The sequence below is a fragment of the Pleurocapsa sp. CCALA 161 genome, from assembly GCF_003003995.1.
Lineage (GTDB): Bacteria > Cyanobacteriota > Cyanobacteriia > Cyanobacteriales > Xenococcaceae > Waterburya.
The window spans coordinates 1-19,391 of sequence record NZ_PVWF01000090.1; the positions used below are offsets into that span (position 1 = coordinate 1).

Sequence of the window (19,391 nt, forward strand, 5' to 3'; positions counted from 1 at the left end):
TCCGATAAGTTATCGCCGTGCTTAACTGTCGAGTAAGCTAACGCTGTACTCGCAGTATGCAGCACGGATTTAATCAAAATTATAGCGAGGGGAGCTTAATCGGATCATTATTATTATTTAAGCTAGGAAGACGAGGAATTTCAGCAGTTTTACGGCGACATTTTTTAGTAACGGCATCACAGGTAAAAGCCTCGCACTTTTGTTTGTTATCGTCAACTTTGCACTTAGTACAAAGAATTGCGCCTGCGCTAGCGGTTTTACAGTCATATCCCAACTTGCTCAAAACACTCACCGAAGCATTACTGACATCATCAGCTATACCTGCATATTTAAAAGCCGAACCAGAGGCTGGCGCGATCGCATTTAAGGAGACAAAACCGAGGGCAGCGATCGACAGAGAACGTATTTTCATTAATTTCAAAGCTGAATATAGTTAACCCCATTACCATACTGGAAGCTCAGAGTTTTGTTAAGTTGTCAGCTAATAGCTAATTATTTGGGAATTTGGCTCATTTTTTCCAAATCCAGAACTGTAGTAAGTTGCTCTTCGCTCATCAAACCTGCTTCTAAAACAATCGCCCGAATGGATTGACCTGTTTCTAAAGACTTCTTCGCCACGTCTGCTGCTTTGAGATAGCCGATATGAGGATTAAGAGCGGTTACTAAAGCCAGACTGCTTTCGGCATAAGCTAAACAGCGATCGCGACGGGCGCTAATTCCTGCCAAACAACGTTGACTGAGGCTATTGATCGTGTTGCCCAGTATCTCGATACTATGAATCAGATCGTAGGCAATTAAAGGCATCATCACATTTAACTCTAGCTGTCCTGCTTGAGCAGCAAAAGCGATCGCTGTATCATAGCCCATCACCTGAAAACAAACCATCGAAGTCATTTCTGCCATCACAGGGTTGTATTTTCCTGGCATAATGGACGACCCTGGCTGAACGGCGGGAAGCTGGATTTCTTTAAAGCCTGTTTGGGGTCCAGAATCCATCAGACGCAGATCGTGGGATATTTTGACTAAATCCTGGGCTAAATTTCTGAGGCTACCTGAAACGTTGACAAAGGGACTCATACTCTGCATTGCTGCCATCAGGTGGGGCGCTGGCTGTAATGGTTGCTGGATAAATTCCCCTAACAGTTCCGCTACCCGATGACGATATTGAGGATGAGTATTGAGTCCTGTTCCTGTGGCGCTACCTCCTAGACCCAGGTTATGCAGATCCGCAGCAGCGGTAGTAATTCGCTGGTGATGCTCTCTTAAAATTATCTCCCAAGCTCTAAATCCCTCTCCTAAACGTACAGGAACGGCATCCTGCATATGGGTGCGACCAGATTTAACAATATCCTGAAATTCTGTGGCTTTTTGTGCCATGGCTGCGATCGCTTTGCTTAAAGCAGGATACAAAGTACGATCGAGAGCCAGTAATGACCCAACGCGAATAGCAGTAGGAATTACATCGTTCGTAGACTGCCCATAATTGATGTGGTCGTTGGGACTAACTCTTTGATAATTACCTTTTTCATCCCCCAGAATTTCTAACGCCCGATTTGCCAACACTTCATTGACGTTCATGTGGTGAGAAGTACCCGCCCCTGCCTGATAAACATCTACCACAAACTGATCTCGCAATTGACCAGCCAAAATTTCATCTGCTGCTTGGACAATTGCCTGACTAATATCCTGGTTAATACAGTTTAATTCTCCATTGGCGATCGCGGTCGCTTTTTTAATCAAAACACAGGCATCAACATAAGTTGCTAGGGGTTTGATACCACTGATCGGAAAATTCTCCGTCGCTCTTAAAGTTTGAATACCATAGTAAACGTTGGCGGGAATTTGTCTTGCCCCCATTGAGTCTTTTTCAGTGCGATGATTATTGCTCATTTATTAAAAGTTAAGTTAGGGGTGAACCAACGTTCACCAGTACAAATTAGAAACTAGCATTTAGTCATAAATAATCCCATAATTCCCTACTTTGATAATCACGCTAAAATTTTTAGTACAGACCTAATATCGTAAATAGTATTTGATTTTATGTTTTTAACCGAATTAGCACCAGCTTTGCAAAAACTAATCCAACAACCCGTCGCTTTTGCCAGTGGTTTTATTTCGGGGGTTTTGCATCTCAATCTTGACGAAGAACCTTTGTCTCAGTGGCTAGAAAAACAGGGATACAATTCCAATAGCAATAATTCGTCAGTGACTAAAAATAGCGATCGCCCACAGTCAATTGATATTGATTAAAAGTGAACATTACTCTGTCTTGAATTAGAGCCTGCATTCACCGCCGTGGACACCTCTTTTACTATGGTATCTCTGGGGAATGACTATGGCTTTGATTGAACCTGTATTCAAGATGGCAAAATCTTTAGGTAATCTGAAGCTAGTCTTAAGGTTCTGACTGCGACTAAAAATCACTTTCTAAGATGAATTAGTAGAGTTCTGAAGACTAAAAAACATTTTCTAAATTATTTCTCTCTTAAAGGAACGGAGCAAAATACTAGAAAATCGTTTTAACTGGCTTTACTCTCTACCAACCAAATAAATCAATCCTCAAGTCTTACGTGACTAATGATTAGATAGTTAACGGTTGAAGGACAAAAGAAATATAGGCGAAGGAAAATTAAGACCATGGAAAATTTAGACCAAGCTGTCATTCCAGAATTCAGCCTGGATAGAGATTGCCAGACTCTATCTCAGCATGTGCTTCAGCAGTTTTCCGACTTTACAACTCAAGCACAGGACATTAGTGCGATCATGAATCGTATTGCTTTAGCAGCAAAATTAGTAAGCCGTCGCTTAAGCAGGGCTGGTTTAATGGCGGGGGCATTAGGTTTTACAGGAGAAACCAATGTGCAAGGAGAATCTGTCAAAAAAATGGATATCTACGCCAACGATGTTTTTATCTCGGTGTTTAAGCGTAGCGGTTTAGTTTGTCGCTTGGCATCAGAAGAGATGGAAAAACCTTATTATATTCCCGAAAATTGTCCTGTCGGTCGCTACACTCTGCTATACGACCCCATCGATGGTTCTTCCAATGTTGATATTAATCTCAATGTGGGTTCAATCTTTTCTCTACGTCAACAAGAAGGTGATGACCTAGACGAAAAAGCACAGGATTTATTACAGAATGGCGATCGCCAAATTGGTGCAGGCTATATTCTCTACGGACCTTCAACAGTACTAGTCTATACTGTGGGTAAAGGAGTTCATTCCTTTGTTCTTGACCCCAGCTTAGGGGAATTTATTCTAGCTGAAGAAAATATTAACATCCCTAATCATGGCCCTGTCTATAGCCTGAATGAAGGTAACTACTGGCAGTGGGATGAATCAATTAGAGATTACATTCGCTACGTTCATCGTCATGAGGGCTACACTGCTCGTTACAGTGGTGCATTAGTGGGCGATTTTCACCGCATTTTATTGCAGGGTGGAGTTTTTCTTTATCCAGGCACAGTAGAAAAGCCAGAAGGAAAATTAAGATTGTTATATGAATCTGCACCATTAGCTTTCTTGGCCGAACAAGCAGGAGGGGCTGCTAGCACAGGTACTCAAAGGCTATTGAGCTATGTACCTCAGGAACTACACCAAAGAACTCCTTTAGTCATTGGCAGTACTAAGGATGTACAGCTAGTCGAATCTTTTATTCAAGAACGAGCGCGTCACGATGCCGAAGAAAAAGCTTTAGTTTAATCAGCTAATTAATCTAATTCAGTTTGTCGTAATTATCAGGAGTATTTATCAAGCTATGTCTACAACCAACCCAATTTTAGCCATCGAAAATCAATACGGTCAAAGTATTTGGATGGATAATCTAAGCCGCGATCTGATTGAATCAGGAGAATTAAAACAGTCGATTACCGAAAAAGGGATTCGTGGGATTACTTCCAATCCTGCCATCTTCGAAAAAGCGATCGCTGGGAATAAAATTTACGATCGGTCGATTGAGGCAGGAATTAAAGCGAAAAAGTCAGTTCAAGAAATCTACGAAGATTTGATCTTTACTGATATTCGCAATGCCTGTGATATCTTCATGCCCATCTATGAATCAAGTGACGGTTTAGATGGTTATGTCAGTATTGAAGTTCCACCCAGTTTAGCAAAAAGTACTGATAATAGTACCATTGAAGAAGCGCGTCGCTATTATCAAACTATTGATCGCCCAAATTTGATGATCAAGATCCCTGGTACTCCCGAAGGTTTACCCGCTGTCGAACAGGCAATTTCGGAAGGGATGAGCATTAATGTAACTCTGCTGTTTTCTGTCCAAAGCTATATTGATACAGCCTGGGCATACATTAGAGGCTTAGAAAAGCGGGCTGAAGCAGGAGAGGATATTAGTAAAGTGGCTTCTGTTGCCAGTTTCTTCCTCAGTCGAATTGATGTGATGATCGATGAGCAGATTGATAGCAAATTAGAGTCTGCCGAGGGGGATGCTAAAGCAAAATTAGAGGCGATTAAAGGGAAAGTGGCGATCGCTAATGCGAAAGTAGCTTACCAAAAATATAAAGAGATTTTTAGTGGCGATCGCTGGAATGCCCTGGCAGCTAAAGGTGCAAAAGTACAGCGTTTGCTTTGGGCAAGCACTGGGACTAAAAACCCTGACTACAGCGATGTGATGTACGTCGATGAATTAGTTGGTCCAGATACCGTCAATACCTTACCTCCCGATACCATTGATGCCTGTGTCGATCACTGCGATCCTGCTAGTCGCATCGAAAGTAATTTAGATGCAGCACACCAAGTTATTGATGGTTTAAAAGATGCTGCGGTAGATATCGATTTAGATACGGTAATGGATGCGCTACTAGAAGAAGGAATCGATAAATTTATCAAGCCTTTTGAATCTCTGATGTCATCTCTAGAATCCAAAGTTAAGCACTTAGCAGCAGTTTAAAAATGAAAAACAAATAGGATAGGAATAGGAGATGAGAATGAGAAATCCAACTTAAATTTCTCATTCTTTTTTCTTCCCAGCTGACAGCTAAAGTTTAAACAAATTTCCCTCAATCAAAGATATGGTTGCAATATTAGAAAATCCGTTACGAGTGGGATTACAGCAGGCACGCACCGCCGAGCCTGCGATCATTGTGATTTTTGGCGCATCAGGAGATCTCACCCAAAGAAAGTTGATCCCAGCAATCTACCAAATTAGACGAGAGCGTCGTCTTCCCTCGGAAATGACCATTGTAGGAGTTGCCCGCAGAGATTGGGATCATGACTATTTCCGACAACATCTTAAAGATGGCATTGAAGAATTTGGTAATGGTGTTGGCAACGAAGAACTGTGGAATGATTTTGCTCAAGGCATTTTTTACTGTTCAGGCAATATGGATGAGCCAGAAAGTTATGAGAAACTGAACAACTTTCTCACAGAATTAGATGGTAGACGAGGAACAAGAGGCAATCGCATTTTTTACTTGGCAGTATCGCCCAATTTCTTTAAACCAGCCTTAAAACAGCTTGGTGCAGCAGGGATGCTAGACGATCCGCTCAAAAGCAGAATTGTGATCGAAAAACCTTTTGGTAAAGACTTAAGCTCGGCTCAGTCACTTAATCGTGCGGTGCAGCGAGTTTGTAAAGAAGAACAGGTTTATCGCATCGATCACTATTTAGGGAAAGAAACTGTCCAGAATATCTTAGTTTTCCGCTTTGGTAATGCTATTTTTGAACCACTGTGGAATCGGCAGTTTGTCGATCATGTGCAGATTACTGTCGCCGAAACCGTTGGCGTAGAAGAACGAGCAGGATACTATGAAACTTCTGGGGCAATGCGCGATATGCTGCAAAATCACTTAATGCAGCTATTTGCTATTACAGCCATGGAGCCTCCCAACTCTTTGGATGCTGATAGTATTCGCAACGAAAAAACCAAAGTTTTACAGGCAACGCATATTGCCGATGCCAATAACCTAGAACAGTCGGCAATTCGGGCGCAGTATTCGGAAGGCTGGATGAAAGGTCAACCAGTTAAAGGTTATCGCCAAGAAGAAGGGGTCAATCCTGAATCTACTACCCCAACTTTTGTTGCTTTAAAGCTAGAAATAGATAACTGGCGCTGGAAAGGAGTACCCTTTTATCTGCGTACAGGGAAGCGAATGCCCAAAAAAGTGAGTGAGATTTCGATTCATTTTCGGGAAGTACCCTTGTTAATCTTTCAATCCGCAGCACAACAGACAAGTCCTAATGTTCTCACGATGAGGATTCAGCCTAATGAGGGCATATCTCTCAAGTTTGAAGCAAAAACCCCTGGCCCAGATTTAAGAACTAGAACCGTAAATATGGACTTTAGCTATGGTTCATCTTTTGGCATGGCGACAGCAGATGCTTATCACCGCCTATTATTAGACTGTATGTTGGGAGATCAAACCCTGTTTACTCGTGCTGATGAAGTGGAAGCAGCCTGGAATATTGTAATGCCTTTGATTAATGCTTGGGAGTCTCCTAGCGATCCTAGCCTCATGCCTCAATATGAAGCAGGTACTTGGCAGCCGACGGAAGCGGAAATGATGATTAATCGCGATCATCGTCGTTGGCGAAGACTGTAGATGATTACTAATTACTAACGTTATCTATCACGGATATACCCTTGTGATACTACGAATTACTGACATTTTACCCTTGTGATACTACTAACTTCTAATTAATTATGGTTTCACCAATAGTTTCCTTGCAAGCACCAAAAGACGTATCCATTGATGAGATTGAAGCGGAACTGCGATCGCTTTGGCAGAGTCAGGGTACAGATGAAGATAGCGCAGCCGTTACTAGAGCAGCAACCTTTAGCCTACTTGTTTATGAGCCTGATGGTACACAGCAGTTATTAGCCTCTTTAGGGTTCTATACAGGACCGATTGACGGGATTGCGGGGCCAAGAACCAGCGCTGCCATTAAAGCTGCCCAAAAAGATTATGGCATGGATGCTACAGGTAAATCGAACCAAGCATTACGTACCAAACTAAAAGAAGAATTTGTGGAGGCAAAGGCTAAAGATAAGTTTACCGCCGAAAATAAAACTGCTGCTGTTAGCTATACTCCCGATTCCGAAGGCATTACTGCCGATGTGATTGCTGCTGCTAATCCCTGTCGAATTATTACCCTTTGCCCAATCCTGGGGGAAGATACAGGGGTTACGGCTCAGGTATCCGCCTACTGTCCGCTTAATAAGCAAAGCCAAAATACCTTGATTTGCTGTGAATATATTACTCTTAGCGGCACTACTGAAGCATTAGACCGCATTGGCGGTGTTATTGCTGCATTGGCGATCGCCGATCTGCCGAAGTTTATTTGGTGGAAAGCAACTCCTACTCCCGACTTACCCTTATTTAAACGCCTCGTCTCCTCCAGTGATACGGTAATTTTTGATTCCAGTAGCTTTGTTGAGCCAGAAACAGATCTCCAAGCTTTGGCAGGATTACTCAAACAGGATACTGCTTTGGCAGACATTAACTGGCGCAGACTAGCACCCTGGCAAGAATTGACCGCAGCAGCTTTCGATCCTCCAGAAAGGCGATCGGCAATTTACGAAGTAGATCGCGTGACCATTGACTATGAACAGGGTAATCAGTCTCAGGCATTAATGTTTCTGGGGTGGTTAGCTAGTCGCCTTCAGTGGATTCCTGTTAGCTATGACTTAGAAGGCGGAGACTATGATATCCGTCAAGTTAAGTTTACTGATGAGAAACAGCGTACTATTGAAGCGGAACTAGCAGGTATCCCCACTGCCGACTGGGGTGATATTCCAGGAGATTTAGTTAGCTTGCGTTTAACTTCAACTAATGAAGATGCAGATTGCTGCACTGTTCTTTGCTCTAGCACTACAGGCTGTATGCGGATGGAAGCTGGAGGAGGAGCGCAGTCTTGCTATATTGAGCAGGTAACGCCTCTATTTGACCAAAAAAGCGAAGATTTACTCGGTCAACAACTTCAACGTTGGGGGCGCGAAATGCTATACGAAGAAAGCATGGCAGTTTTAGCACAGATGCTTAAGCTTCCTCAGTGATCTAAAAACAGCATTTTAACTAGACATAATCCTGTGAGTTTGATCTAAAATCACCATAATTTTCATTTTGTGGTCTATAATACATTAATCAATCTGAAAAAACAGCTAGCCAATGTCAAGTGAACTAGCTGTCAATCTACAATCGAAGTAATTATCATCAAACTATTAAGCCTGCAAGTTTAATAGTTTTTTTCATTGGCAAAATAAGCGATCGTTCCCAAACTTACTCCTAGTACGTAACCAGTGATTAAAACTCCAATCAAAGCGATCGCTGTAGGTGAAAAAGTCATCATTGAACCTCTTTTTTGTTTGCACACACAATCTAACAGCAATGTCAATAATCTTCAACAAATATTAATGATCCCCAGAAATTGTTACAAAAGTTGATTTTAGTTTCAGCTTTGTCTGAAGCCAAATTTAGCTATAGCATATTCTTGTTTTAGATAAGCTGCTCAATCTTCAAGAGAGTAGGTGCAAATCAATGATAAGCCGAATTAATTAGGGCTTATTGAATAAGTTTAAACTTATGATTCATATATCTTTCCAGTTTATTCATTTAATCACAGTGTAAAGTTTACTAATTCACTAAAATATTTTTTTGGTACTTAGTAAAGATCTAATCTGACATTTTCTTAAAAGCTAAAAGCTAATAGCTAATGGCTAATAGCTTTTAAGCAAATATATGCTCGAATCTAAGTTTTTTCAGTAAGCCCTAATTATGAGAGACTTTGCTTAAGCAGGGTTAATTATGAGAAAAACAGCGAAAAATAATAATGGCGATCGCAGAAAAGACAACCGCCTCAATTAGTGTTGAGATTCTGAAAAATCCAAGCCAACTTAATGCAAAATTTACATAGGTTTAATGCTGTAAATAAAAAAAAACCTATATTTTGTAACGAAAATTACAAAAAGTAAATTATTTTAATGTGACTCTATTATTCAGCAGCTAAAATCAGTAATCACTGAATATTTAGCATCTGCTATTACTTGTCAAGTATTATTTATTTTGGCAATTTGTAGCTATTTTTACTCGTTTTTATAGCAATACATTCATGATTACTTAAGAAACAACATATTTTTATTTTTGATTCAATTGGTCAATTAAACTTAGTTGAATTTTAATCATTAATTTTTGGCAAAGATATCCTAACATTCAAAACCTAGTGATGTTCAACCCTTCCTTGACTATTTTAAAACTGTAAATCAAGAGAATTTAGATAGCTTCTGTAATCGCAGTTATTAATGATTACTTTCTAAATTCGCTCAAGTAGCCTCTGGGATTTGAGCAAACTATCCTCAAATTTACCGACCTCAAACATATTTCTTTTTTGTAATTTACGACTTATTATGTCCAAACTATCTCGTCGCAAGTTTGTTTTTACCGCTGGTGCTACTGCTGCTGCTACTTTTTTGATACACGGTTGTACCTCATCTACCGAAACTACTGAAGGTAATGCCGAATCAGGCTCTACTACTGAATCTACAGCCCAGCCAGTAGCCAATTTAAGTCCTGAAGAAACTCCAGAAGTTACTACTGCTAAGTTAGGATTTATTGCTCTTACTGATGCTGCACCGTTGGTAATTGCTTCAGAAAAAGGATTATTTGCTAAATACGGGATGACGGACGTAGAAGTGCTTAAACAAGCTTCTTGGCCCGTAACCAGGGATAATATCGAACTGGGTTCAGCAGGAGATGGCATTGATGGAGCGCATATTCTTAGCCCCATGCCCTATCTGATGACCTTAGGAACAATTACGAAACAGCCCGTACCGATGTACATTTTGGCTAGATTAAATGTTAATGGGCAGGGAATTTCTGTTAGTGAGGATTATCTAGAAACTAAAGTAGGCCTAGATAGCAGCAAAATGAAAGACGTGTTTGCTAAAGCTAAAGCTGAGAACAAAGAACTTAGTGCAGCTATGACTTTCCCTGGTGGAACACACGATTTATGGATGCGCTATTGGTTGGCTGCTGGCGGTGTCGATCCTGAAAATGATATTTCTGTAGTTCCCGTACCGCCACCTCAAATGGTTGCCAATATGAAGATTGGAGCGATGGAAACTTTCTGTGTAGGAGAGCCTTGGAATGCTCAATTAGTTAACCAAGAGCAAGGTTATACTGCCCTGGTTACAGGAGAAATTTGGAAAAATCACCCAGAAAAAGCGCTGGCGATGCGGGCTGACTGGGTAGATAAAAATCCTAAAGCTGCTAAAGCCTTGACCAAAGCTGTCTTAGAAGCACAGCAATGGTGTGACAAGCCAGAAAATCAGCAAGAAATGTGTGAAATTGTTTCCCAAGATAAATGGTTTAAAGTACCAGTCGAAGATATTATTGGCAGAATTCAAGGCAAAATCAACTATGGTGATGGGCGTACGGTGGACAATCCCGACATCTCCATGAAATTTTGGCAAGATAATGCGTCTTATCCCTACAAGAGTCATGATTTGTGGTTTTTAACCGAAGATATTCGTTGGGGCTATATTCCTGCTGATACTGATACTAAAACTTTAGTTGATAAAGTCAATCGTTCTGATATTTGGAAAGAAGCGGCCAAAGCAATTAAAGTAGCCGATGCGGAAATTCCCAAGACTGATTCTCGTGGTGTAGAGACTTTCTTTGATGGAGTTAAGTTCGATCCTGAAAATCCCCAGGCTTATTTAGACAGTTTAAAAATCAAAAAAGCCTAATTTTCAAAATTGATAATTGACAATGGATAATTATCAATTTTGAAATAAATGGTGGGCATTGCCCACCCTACAACTACTAATTAAAATTCCTTACCGAAAAGTAGTTTTTTAGAATCGGATTTAGATCACGCCACATTAAAATACTCATCTTACTTCTCTTACTATGACAGCTAATCTTGATAGTTCCCTGAAAAAGCCAAATTTCTTTGTTTCTCTGATTAAACAACCCCCCAGAAAAATATTAGCTCCCATTTGTGCGCTGCTTTTTATTTTGACCCTGTGGCAGGTTTTATGTAGTGGTGAAGATGCAAATTTACCCAGTCCAATCAAAACTTTTCAAGATACTGCCGAGCTAATTTTTGATCCTTTTTTTGATAACGGAGGTACTGATAAAGGCCTGTTTTGGCAGATCCTTGCTAGCTTACAGAGGGTTGCAATTGGATATAGTTTGGCAGCAATTGTCGGCATTGGCTTGGGAATTTTAATTGGTTCTAGCTCTTTTATGTACGATGCGGTAGACCCAATTTTTCAAATATTACGGACTGTTCCTCCTTTGGCTTGGTTGCCGATCGCTTTGGCTGCTTTTGAAGAAGCTAACCCATCAGCAATTTTTGTAATTTTTATTACGGCAATTTGGCCAATTATCATCAATACTACAGTGGGAGTGCAGCAAATCCCCCAAGATTACAAAAACGTTGCTAAAGTACTACATTTATCTGGAGCTAAATACTTTTGGGAAATTATGTTCCCTGCGGCTGTTCCTTATATATTCTCTGGTTTAAGAATTGGCATTGGTCTTTCTTGGCTAGCGATCGTGGCAGCAGAAATGCTTGTTGGTGGTGTGGGTATTGGTTTCTTTATTTGGGACTCTTATAACAGTTCACAATTGAGCGAAATTATCGTGGCTTTAATTTATGTTGGGATTGTCGGTTTAATCCTCGATCGCCTGGTTGCCTGGATTGCTTCAATAGTAGTTCCCTCAGAACAACAACAGTAACAAAAGTCAAAAGTCACATTGCGCTAAAGCATACACCTTCGGATATCCTGCTTGACAGAAAAAGTCAAAAGTACCATTTGCGAAGCTTATCCTTTAGGACAAGGGTATAACATCAGAAGTTTTACTCGTTACCTACTACCTACTACCTACTACCTACTACCTAAAAAATAATGACAGCATTTCTTGAAGTAGATCACGTTGATAAGGTATTTCCTCTGGCGAATGGAGGCAGATACATTGCCCTGAAAAATATTAATCTGGAAATTAAACAGGGAGAATTTGTTTGTTTACTCGGACATTCTGGCTGTGGTAAATCGACCTTGCTCAATATTGTGGCAGGTTTAGATAAACCAACTCAAGGCGGTATTATTCTCGAAAACAAACAGATCAAAGATCCAGGTCCCGATCGCATGGTAGTCTTTCAGAATTATTCGCTACTTCCCTGGAAGACAGTACGGCAAAATATTGCCTTAGCGGTCAATCAAGTTTATGGTCATAAATCGGCAAAAGAGCGTCATGCTATTGTCGAAGAACATATTAATATGGTTAACCTGCGCCAGGCAGCAGACAAGCATCCTGCGCAACTGTCAGGAGGAATGAAACAGCGGGTGGCGATCGCACGCGCCCTAGCCATTCGTCCTAAGCTACTGTTATTAGACGAACCTTTTGGGGCATTAGATGCCTTGACTAGAGGTAGTTTACAAGAACAGTTGATGAAAATGTGTCAAGAATATCAACTTACCTGTCTAATGGTTACTCATGATGCTGATGAAGCGCTATTGTTGGCCGATCGCATTGTTATGTTAACCAATGGGCCAGAATCCCATATCGGACAAATTATTGACGTTCCCATTCCCCGCCCCAGACAACGTTTAGAAGTGGTTAACCACCCTAGTTATTACGCTTTGCGGGGAGATATTGTTTACTTTCTCAATCAACAGAAAAAAGCCAAAAAACGTCAGCAAGTCAAAGCCCCGGCAATTATTGCGGCAAACGGTTTAGGAAAAGTTAATTTAGAAATTGGTTTTATTCCCCTAACCGACTGCGCCCCTTTAGTAGTTGCTAAAGAAAAAGGCTTTTTTGCCAAACATGGTTTAACTCAAGTCAATCTCAACCGAGAACCTAGCTGGAAGGCGATCGCCGAGGGTGTTACTAGCGGTAGATTAGATGCTGCCCAAATGGTAGCAGGAATGCCCCTATCTCTATCTTTGGGTATGGGCAATAGACCTACCTCGCCGACGGTTACAGCTTTGACTTTATCTCGCAATGGGAACGCGATTACTTTAAGCAAAAGGTTTTACGAACAGGGAGTGAGAACTCTTGCTGACTTTAAAGCAGCGATCGCTCAAGAAAGCGATCTCGTTCATACCTTGGGGATGGTGCATCCTTCTTCCATGCATAACCTAATGTTGCGCTATTGGTTAGCTTCTGGAGGAATCGACCCTGATCTGGATGTCAAGTTAACGGTAATTCCACCTCCACAAATGGTAGCTAATCTCAAAGCTGGCAATATTGATGGCTATTGTGTAGGTGAACCCTGGAACTCCCGCGCTGTCTACGAAAATCTAGGTTTTGTGATTGCTACTGACTTAGATATTTGGCAAAGTCATCTAGAAAAGGTTTTAGGAGTCAAAGAAGAGTGGGCAAATAAATATCCCGAAACCCATGTTGCTTTAGTCAAAGCTTTGATGGAAGCCTGTGAATATTGTGACGATCGCCGTAATCGCGAAGAAGTTTTGCAATTAATCTGTCAACCTAACTATGTAGGTTCTGCCCCAGAATATACTCGTCCTGGTTTTATCGATCCCTATGACCGAGGTACAAGCGAACCTGCCCAAATGTTGCCCGAATTTAATGAATTTTATGTCAACAAAACCAATTGTCCTAGTCGCGTTGAAGGATTATGGATTTTAGTGCAAATGGCACGTTGGGGAATTGTTCCTTTTCCGCGCAACTGGATTGATGTTTTAGACAGAGTTAGAAGAAATGATGTTTATTCTGAAGCAGCCAGACAACTTAATTTACCTGGCTTAGAACCAGAAAGAACTTCTTTTAGGCTATCTGACGGTAGTGTTTTTAGTCCCGATAACCCGATTGAATATCTGCAAGGACTAAAAATCAAACGAGAAATTAAGGTAGAAGAAGTTTCTCTCGATCCATTAGTAGTAGGGGCGTAAAACTTCCCCTTTTCAGGGGATTATTGATTCTTGCAGCAAGGCAAGCCACAGACAAAAAACCGTATTTATCACTCATTTTTTATTTATGCAAATCTCTAACACCACTTTATCCACTCAGATTTCTTCTACTACTAGTTCTGACACTTTCTTGGAATTTGATGGTGTTGCTAAAGTTTATCCTACGGCTAAAGGTAGTTACACAGTTTTAGAAGATGTCAATTTAAGTATTCAAGAAGGTGAATTTATCTGTCTGATTGGACATTCTGGTTGCGGTAAATCGACTCTTTTAAGCATGGTATCGGGATTAAATAAACCTAGTAGCGGACAAATTCGCCTCAAGAATCAGCCGATTACCAGACCTGGGCCAGATCGCATGGTAATCTTTCAGAACTATTCTTTGCTGCCTTGGAAAACTGCCTACGAAAATGTTTATCTAGCAGTAGAACAAGTTTATAAACATAAATCTGGTCAAGAAAAAAAAGACATTACTCTAGAACATTTAGAATTAGTTGGTTTAACCGAAGCGATTCATAAAAAACCCGCTCAACTTTCTGGAGGTATGAAACAACGGGTGGCGATCGCTCGTGCTTTGGCGACTCGTCCTGAAGTTTTAATTATGGATGAACCATTTGGGGCTTTAGATCCGATTACTAGGGAAGAAATGCAAGAAGAATTAGTCAAAATCTGGCAGGATCATCGCTGCACGGTATTAATGATTACTCATGATATCGACGAGGCTTTATTTCTGAGCGATCGTCTAGTCATGATGACTAATGGCCCTGCTGCTAATATTGGCGAAGTTTTAGATATTCCTTTTGCTCGTCCCCGCGATCGCCAAAAAATGATGGAAGATCCTCGATATTTTGAATTGCGTAACTATGCCCTTGATTTTCTCTTCCGCCGTTTTGCCCATGATGATGCTTTGGAGTAAGCTTGTAGTTAAATGTAATGTTATATACTTTATAACCTGAAAATACTGAGTAATTTGTAATCAAATCGACAATTACTCCCTAAAGATTTTCTGGCTGCTGAAATCAAAATTAATATTTACGAAGTAACCGCAAGCTCTTCCTTTTTTAAGTAGAATTAGGTAACAAAAAGCGGATTACTTTATTTTTAATAATTTATTTCTGGGGACGGGACTGGTTGAAAAATACTTCTGGATCAAAATAATTATTATTTGTACTTTTTTAAATGAATATTATACTCATTTAATTTAAACTCTATACACCAATGATTAATTTCATCAAATTTTTGACAAAAGGCAAACCAATCACTGTACATATCTAATAATTTATTATGTTGTCGGTAATATAGTTGATATTTATTCATGTTGCCCTTAAGATACTTAAGGATTTGTCGATGTTTTTTTATTTTTAAAAATAATACACAAGTTTTTTTTACCAGTCTCCATCTCATTCTTTGCTGTAAAATTTTGGGAGTTATATATAAAGTAATAATATCTACTTTTCTTGACTTCGCCATTAATAATTGCAAATAATCATATTCTTTAGGATGTAAATTATGCTCACAAATATCGTAGTGAAGGATTAAATTTTGCGGTAATGATTCTGGCATTCTTAAAAAGTCTTTAGCAATTAAATCTACGCATAAGTGAGGATTTTTGATATCTAATTGCTGACAAATTAATGGTAATTTTTTTGATTTAATTTTATTTATTAAAGTAGTTTTACCAGAGCAAGATGGGCCACTTAATATAATTAGGTGTTGAATGTCGTTCATTATAGAAAATTCTTAAAAGTTTATCTTAAATGCAAACTATAGATAGAGCTGTTGAGCAATAGGAAATAGTTATGAAAAAGGATTTTCTTAATTCCGATTCAGTTTATGCCACATCTAAGTAGAAGTTCCATAGTCCTGTAGCTACTAACATTAAGAGGTCAGCCAAATCAGTCACACGATTCCTATGAATTGAAGCTACCGAGTTATATCGCTTGATACCTACATAAGCATGTTCAAGATTAACTCTACGTCCCCCGCCATGAAACCGTAACCTTTCTTTTTCTTGCTTAAAGAGGCTTTACTCATAAGCTTCTGCAAATATTGGGCAATAGTTCCTCGAAGGCTTGGCGATTTAGTCCAGTTATTGCCCGCATGAAGGCGATCTTGCTTGAGGTTATGCTCTAGATTTAGCATGATAATCTTGCCATACAACTACTTCATCTTATATTTATTTCCCAACAGCTCTTATGTATTTGTTAACTGCACATTCATATAATTTTAACCTAATGTTTTAGTAGGGCTGCCTGAATAGTCATCAAACAATGACATGAAAAGGGTTACAGAAAAAAAGTTGATTTATCTATCAGAAAAATCGGTAAAATTAGTTACATAGTAATGCGTAACTATGCCCTTGATTTTCTCTTCCGCCGTTTCGCCCATGATGATGCTCTGGAGTAATTTTTTCTAGCCAGACTAATGCAGTTTTTTCGGCTATTTGCTGTTTTGAGATAACCAAGCCAAGTTTCCTGGAGTATCATCGATGGTTAAGATACCCGCTTTGGATTTATGGTTGCGTTCTCTTGGCATTATAATTGGGAGTTGGGAATAGAGAACTACAATGCTTGAATTGTACTACTATCAATGGTGGCTAATTGTTGTTCTAACCAGCGATCGCATAATTCGTTTAATAGCCGTTCGCGCATTGCTCGATCTAATCTAGCTGGAAAATATTGTTCTAGACGTACAATTACCCAATGATCTTCAATTTGTCTGGGGGGTAATAGTTGTCCTGGTTGGCTAAGATGAAGCATTTGAGCCAAAACATGATGGAGATCGATCAGCTTCACCAAACCTACTAAACCATTCTTATTGGCTTCTTCACCCAGAGAATATAATTTAGCTAGTTCGGCAAAAGAATTTTCCCCTTCTTGAAGCCGATGATATAGTTCCTTTGCCATTCCTGCAGGTTTAACTCTAATTAAAGAAAAAACCGCTTTTTCAAAAGCCAATTTACGCTCAAGAAAATAAGATTCTAGTTGATGTCCCCATTGCTCTTGTTTAAATTTATCAAGCTTAATATTTCTAATCATTCGAGTTTCTAACTGAACTTTAGTTATGTTCATCTTGTTTAGCCAAGTCTCTAATTTAGCTGCTGAATCTAACTGATATTGTTGAATAAACTCTTGATAGACATTAGTAAATTCTGCTGGGGTATATTCAATATTAGCAATAGCGCGATCAATAATTACTTCCCGTAAAAACTGTGGTAAGAGACGATAATTATCTAACAAAGGAATAATCTCTGCTGCGGTAATTGTGCGATCTTTTATTTGTAAACTAGTATTCATAATTTTAATTCCATCAGCTTTAATAGCTTAAAAATATAAAGCGATCGGGAATATCTAGAGAAGTCTCGACTGAAAAGCAATTATTTATGCAACAAAGGAGCCAAGGTAAAAATTACCCTGGCTCCTTTGTAGGATGTAATTATTGCCTACAGTTTAACATTGAACAATTGATAACGAAGTGTATCCTTTAGGATTAATAAGGTTAAGACCTCTGTTCAATGATCATTGCTCATTGTTCATTGCTCATTGTTCATTGTTCATTTAAGCTGCTACATAAACAAAGCTATCTTTAGCAGCAGTAATTTCATTAGCAGTGTAGCCTTCAAAAACAGCTACCATATCATCTCCTTGAGAATAAGAGCCATTTTTATCTTGATCCCAGTAAATAGATGCTGCTTTATCACCCATAGCTCCCTCTTTTTCTAAAGATGAACTTTCTCCCACTACATAATTTTCTGAAGCACCATGTAACATGACAGCATCTTTTCCGGCTGTGTAGTCGGTAATTACTGCATAGTCTTTTTCTCCATTGGTTGCGTAGTGAGCATATTTTTCAGTCCCAAGAGCATAAATATCTTTACCCCTACCGCCAGTCATCCAATCTACCTCCTTATACTCCTCTTGAGCATATTTTTTATCCTCAGCATTATGCTCTTTATTAATACCCCAGAGCCAATCATCACCTTTGCCAGCATTAATTTTATCGCTACCATAACCAGCTTCTATAACATCGTTTTTAGCGTAAGTTTCCACAACATTGTTATATTCATTAGCGATTAAATAGTCTGCTTTTCCTGTACCGTAACCTTCTTCAGTTTTCTCAAGTACATATTGTTTTTCGGGATACTTTTCCTCTGAATATTTATCTTGGATATATTCATAAGTAGGTGTCCAATAAGAATCTACATATACATCTTTTTTGGCAGGAGGTTCGTAATATTCTTGGCTAGGCTGATATTCTTCATATTCGTATTCTTTTTTGGGAGCTTCATATTTTGGAGCTTCGTAGGTTTTCTTTGGTTCGTTGTAATTAGTAGACATATTTTGTTTTCTCCGTAGTAAGTATTAGTCAAATAGTTGACTGTTTATACTTTATGAAGCAATAGGGAAGAGCTAGAGATTAAATCGAGAAATAAAAGAGAAAAAATTAGTAATTACTGATACTGTTCATTGTTGATCCCATTCAGCAAAAATATCTTTAATTCTGGCGATCGCTTTTTTTGCTGCTTGTTCGGGTTTAACTTGTTCGGCAGTTACTTGAGTAAGAGCTTGACCCCAAACGTTTTCGGCTAAAACTTGGCTATAGGCAGGATACTTTACTTCATAAGAAAGGCGTGTTTGTCCCTGGGTGAGAATCTTGGTAACAGTCTCAATATAAGGATCTTTAGTGTCTTGCCAAAAAGGATCTAACCAGACAGACTTACGAACTGGCTGACCCCTGCAATTAGTGGCCTTGAGATAGTCAATTGTGACTTGAGGCTGGATAAAATAACGGATAAAGTTTTTGGCTAAGGATTTATGAAGGGAATTTTTAAAAATTACTGCCTGTCTAATGGATAGTATGTAGCGCATAGATTCACCATTAGGTTGGCGAGGAAACCCCAGAATACCTAGTTGATTGTAATAAGTATCTGCATCTTGACGCACAGTTGCTGGAATCGAAAGCGTGGCATTAGGAGTCATTAAAACCAAGCGATTGAGTAAATTGCGATTATTATCAATATTCGACCAGTTAACCGCATTGGGTGGAATGTACCCCTGCTGATATAGTTGAGCATACCAGTTTAAACATTTAATAATGCCTTGTCTTATCTTTGGGCGATCGATTTCTAGTTCACCTCGATCGCTTAGTAGATTGATATTATTTGCTGCGAGAATTTGTTCAAATAGATAATGAGTATCGTCTGCTCTTTTATCTTTAGCCAGAGGAAATCCTAAACTATAAATGTCTAAGTTTTGTTCTTTGAGTTTAACTTGCGCTTGTTGCCAAAACTGCCAGAAATCATCCCAATTTTGCGGAATATCACTTGGCTTCAAACCTACTGAGGCTAATAGTTTTTGCCAGTAAAAAATCAAGATAATACTTTGATGCACAGGTACTCCATAATAGCTGCGTTTTCCTTGGTGGTTATTGCTGTAGGTAATTGCTTGCAAAATTTCTTTTGAATAATCATCTTGAATTGGTTCAATAAGATCGGCAACGTCCTCCA

General features: G+C 39.4%; 17 protein-coding genes. 9 read left to right on the top strand and 8 right to left on the bottom strand.

Annotated elements, in window-relative coordinates; translation table 11 throughout:
- Positions 1 to 79: 79 nt before the first annotated feature.
- Both C7B62_RS18325 and C7B62_RS18330 read right to left on the bottom strand, forming a co-directional pair.
- Positions 80 to 412, bottom strand: coding sequence for a hypothetical protein (locus tag C7B62_RS18325; RefSeq protein WP_106240271.1), 333 nt, complete (start codon positions 410 to 412; stop codon positions 80 to 82).
- An 80-nt stretch (positions 413 to 492) separates the two neighbouring features.
- On the bottom strand, positions 493 to 1,890 hold the full coding sequence (locus C7B62_RS18330; RefSeq protein WP_106240275.1) for an aspartate ammonia-lyase: 1,398 nt from the start codon (positions 1,888 to 1,890) through the stop codon (positions 493 to 495).
- A 150-nt stretch (positions 1,891 to 2,040) separates the two neighbouring features.
- Here C7B62_RS18330 and C7B62_RS18335 point away from each other — a divergent pair, with 150 nt between their 5' ends.
- The 9 genes from C7B62_RS18335 (at position 2,041) to C7B62_RS18375 (ending at position 14,801) form a co-directional block, all read left to right on the top strand.
- On the top strand, positions 2,041 to 2,250 hold the full coding sequence (locus tag C7B62_RS18335; protein WP_106240279.1) for a hypothetical protein: 210 nt from the start codon (positions 2,041 to 2,043) through the stop codon (positions 2,248 to 2,250).
- A gap of 387 nt (positions 2,251 to 2,637) precedes the next feature.
- Positions 2,638 to 3,699, top strand: coding sequence for a class 1 fructose-bisphosphatase (gene fbp / locus C7B62_RS18340; protein ID WP_106240283.1), 1,062 nt, complete (start codon positions 2,638 to 2,640; stop codon positions 3,697 to 3,699).
- A gap of 55 nt (positions 3,700 to 3,754) precedes the next feature.
- Positions 3,755 to 4,903, top strand: a complete 1,149-nt coding sequence (tal, locus tag C7B62_RS18345; RefSeq protein WP_106240286.1) for a transaldolase — start codon at positions 3,755 to 3,757, stop codon at positions 4,901 to 4,903.
- A gap of 121 nt (positions 4,904 to 5,024) precedes the next feature.
- The gene (zwf, locus tag C7B62_RS18350; protein WP_106240290.1) at positions 5,025 to 6,554 is read left to right on the top strand and encodes a glucose-6-phosphate dehydrogenase; all 1,530 of its coding nucleotides are present in this window, start codon (positions 5,025 to 5,027) and stop codon (positions 6,552 to 6,554) included.
- A 101-nt stretch (positions 6,555 to 6,655) separates the two neighbouring features.
- On the top strand, positions 6,656 to 8,008 hold the full coding sequence (opcA, locus tag C7B62_RS18355) for a glucose-6-phosphate dehydrogenase assembly protein OpcA (RefSeq protein ID WP_106240294.1): 1,353 nt from the start codon (positions 6,656 to 6,658) through the stop codon (positions 8,006 to 8,008).
- Between the two features lie 1,347 nt (positions 8,009 to 9,355).
- Positions 9,356 to 10,696: a CmpA/NrtA family ABC transporter substrate-binding protein gene (locus C7B62_RS18360; RefSeq protein WP_106240297.1), complete on the top strand. Its 1,341-nt coding sequence runs from the start codon at positions 9,356 to 9,358 to the stop codon at positions 10,694 to 10,696.
- A gap of 163 nt (positions 10,697 to 10,859) precedes the next feature.
- Complete coding sequence (ntrB, locus tag C7B62_RS18365; RefSeq protein WP_106240301.1) at positions 10,860 to 11,693, top strand: nitrate ABC transporter permease; 834 nt, start codon at positions 10,860 to 10,862, stop codon at positions 11,691 to 11,693.
- Positions 11,694 to 11,863: 170 nt separating this feature from the next.
- Entirely contained in the window at positions 11,864 to 13,870 is a 2,007-nt protein-coding gene (locus C7B62_RS18370) for a nitrate ABC transporter ATP-binding protein (protein ID WP_106240305.1), read from the top strand.
- A gap of 85 nt (positions 13,871 to 13,955) precedes the next feature.
- Positions 13,956 to 14,801: a nitrate ABC transporter ATP-binding protein gene (locus C7B62_RS18375; RefSeq protein WP_106240309.1), complete on the top strand. Its 846-nt coding sequence runs from the start codon at positions 13,956 to 13,958 to the stop codon at positions 14,799 to 14,801.
- Positions 14,802 to 15,046: 245 nt separating this feature from the next.
- Here the strand turns inward: C7B62_RS18375 and C7B62_RS18380 are convergent, their stop codons facing one another.
- From C7B62_RS18380 to C7B62_RS25815, 6 genes are all read right to left on the bottom strand, one after another.
- Positions 15,047 to 15,613, bottom strand: coding sequence for a hypothetical protein (locus tag C7B62_RS18380; RefSeq protein ID WP_106240316.1), 567 nt, complete (start codon positions 15,611 to 15,613; stop codon positions 15,047 to 15,049).
- A 219-nt stretch (positions 15,614 to 15,832) separates the two neighbouring features.
- Entirely contained in the window at positions 15,833 to 16,027 is a 195-nt protein-coding gene (locus tag C7B62_RS18385) for a hypothetical protein (protein WP_106240319.1), read from the bottom strand.
- A gap of 187 nt (positions 16,028 to 16,214) precedes the next feature.
- On the bottom strand, positions 16,215 to 16,349 hold the full coding sequence (locus tag C7B62_RS26890; protein ID WP_255414051.1) for a hypothetical protein: 135 nt from the start codon (positions 16,347 to 16,349) through the stop codon (positions 16,215 to 16,217).
- A gap of 97 nt (positions 16,350 to 16,446) precedes the next feature.
- Entirely contained in the window at positions 16,447 to 17,181 is a 735-nt protein-coding gene (locus C7B62_RS18390; RefSeq protein WP_106240323.1) for a peptidylprolyl isomerase, read from the bottom strand.
- A 261-nt stretch (positions 17,182 to 17,442) separates the two neighbouring features.
- A complete protein-coding gene (locus C7B62_RS18395; RefSeq protein ID WP_106240326.1) occupies positions 17,443 to 18,222 on the bottom strand; it encodes a calcium-binding protein in 780 nt (259 codons plus the stop codon).
- 126 nt (positions 18,223 to 18,348) lie between these two features.
- Positions 18,349 to 19,391, bottom strand: a 1,043-nt coding sequence (locus C7B62_RS25815; RefSeq protein ID WP_106240332.1) for an ABC transporter substrate-binding protein, incomplete at its 5' end; no start/stop codon positions are given.

What these genes read in the sequence shown, in the direction of transcription:
- C7B62_RS18325 (WP_106240271.1), bottom strand. Translation starts at nt 412, where the DNA reads ATGAAAATACGTTCTCTGTCGATCGCTGCCCTCGGTTTTGTCTCCTTA.
- C7B62_RS18330 (WP_106240275.1), bottom strand. Translation starts at nt 1,890, where the DNA reads ATGAGCAATAATCATCGCACTGAAAAAGACTCAATGGGGGCAAGACAA.
- C7B62_RS18335 (WP_106240279.1), top strand. Translation starts at nt 2,041, where the DNA reads ATGTTTTTAACCGAATTAGCACCAGCTTTGCAAAAACTAATCCAACAA.
- fbp (WP_106240283.1), top strand. Translation starts at nt 2,638, where the DNA reads ATGGAAAATTTAGACCAAGCTGTCATTCCAGAATTCAGCCTGGATAGA.
- tal (WP_106240286.1), top strand. Translation starts at nt 3,755, where the DNA reads ATGTCTACAACCAACCCAATTTTAGCCATCGAAAATCAATACGGTCAA.
- zwf (WP_106240290.1), top strand. Translation starts at nt 5,025, where the DNA reads ATGGTTGCAATATTAGAAAATCCGTTACGAGTGGGATTACAGCAGGCA.
- opcA (WP_106240294.1), top strand. Translation starts at nt 6,656, where the DNA reads ATGGTTTCACCAATAGTTTCCTTGCAAGCACCAAAAGACGTATCCATT.
- C7B62_RS18360 (WP_106240297.1), top strand. Translation starts at nt 9,356, where the DNA reads ATGTCCAAACTATCTCGTCGCAAGTTTGTTTTTACCGCTGGTGCTACT.
- ntrB (WP_106240301.1), top strand. Translation starts at nt 10,860, where the DNA reads ATGACAGCTAATCTTGATAGTTCCCTGAAAAAGCCAAATTTCTTTGTT.
- C7B62_RS18370 (WP_106240305.1), top strand. Translation starts at nt 11,864, where the DNA reads ATGACAGCATTTCTTGAAGTAGATCACGTTGATAAGGTATTTCCTCTG.
- C7B62_RS18375 (WP_106240309.1), top strand. Translation starts at nt 13,956, where the DNA reads ATGCAAATCTCTAACACCACTTTATCCACTCAGATTTCTTCTACTACT.
- C7B62_RS18380 (WP_106240316.1), bottom strand. Translation starts at nt 15,613, where the DNA reads ATGAACGACATTCAACACCTAATTATATTAAGTGGCCCATCTTGCTCT.
- C7B62_RS18385 (WP_106240319.1), bottom strand. Translation starts at nt 16,027, where the DNA reads ATGCTAAATCTAGAGCATAACCTCAAGCAAGATCGCCTTCATGCGGGC.
- C7B62_RS18390 (WP_106240323.1), bottom strand. Translation starts at nt 17,181, where the DNA reads ATGAATACTAGTTTACAAATAAAAGATCGCACAATTACCGCAGCAGAG.
- C7B62_RS18395 (WP_106240326.1), bottom strand. Translation starts at nt 18,222, where the DNA reads ATGTCTACTAATTACAACGAACCAAAGAAAACCTACGAAGCTCCAAAA.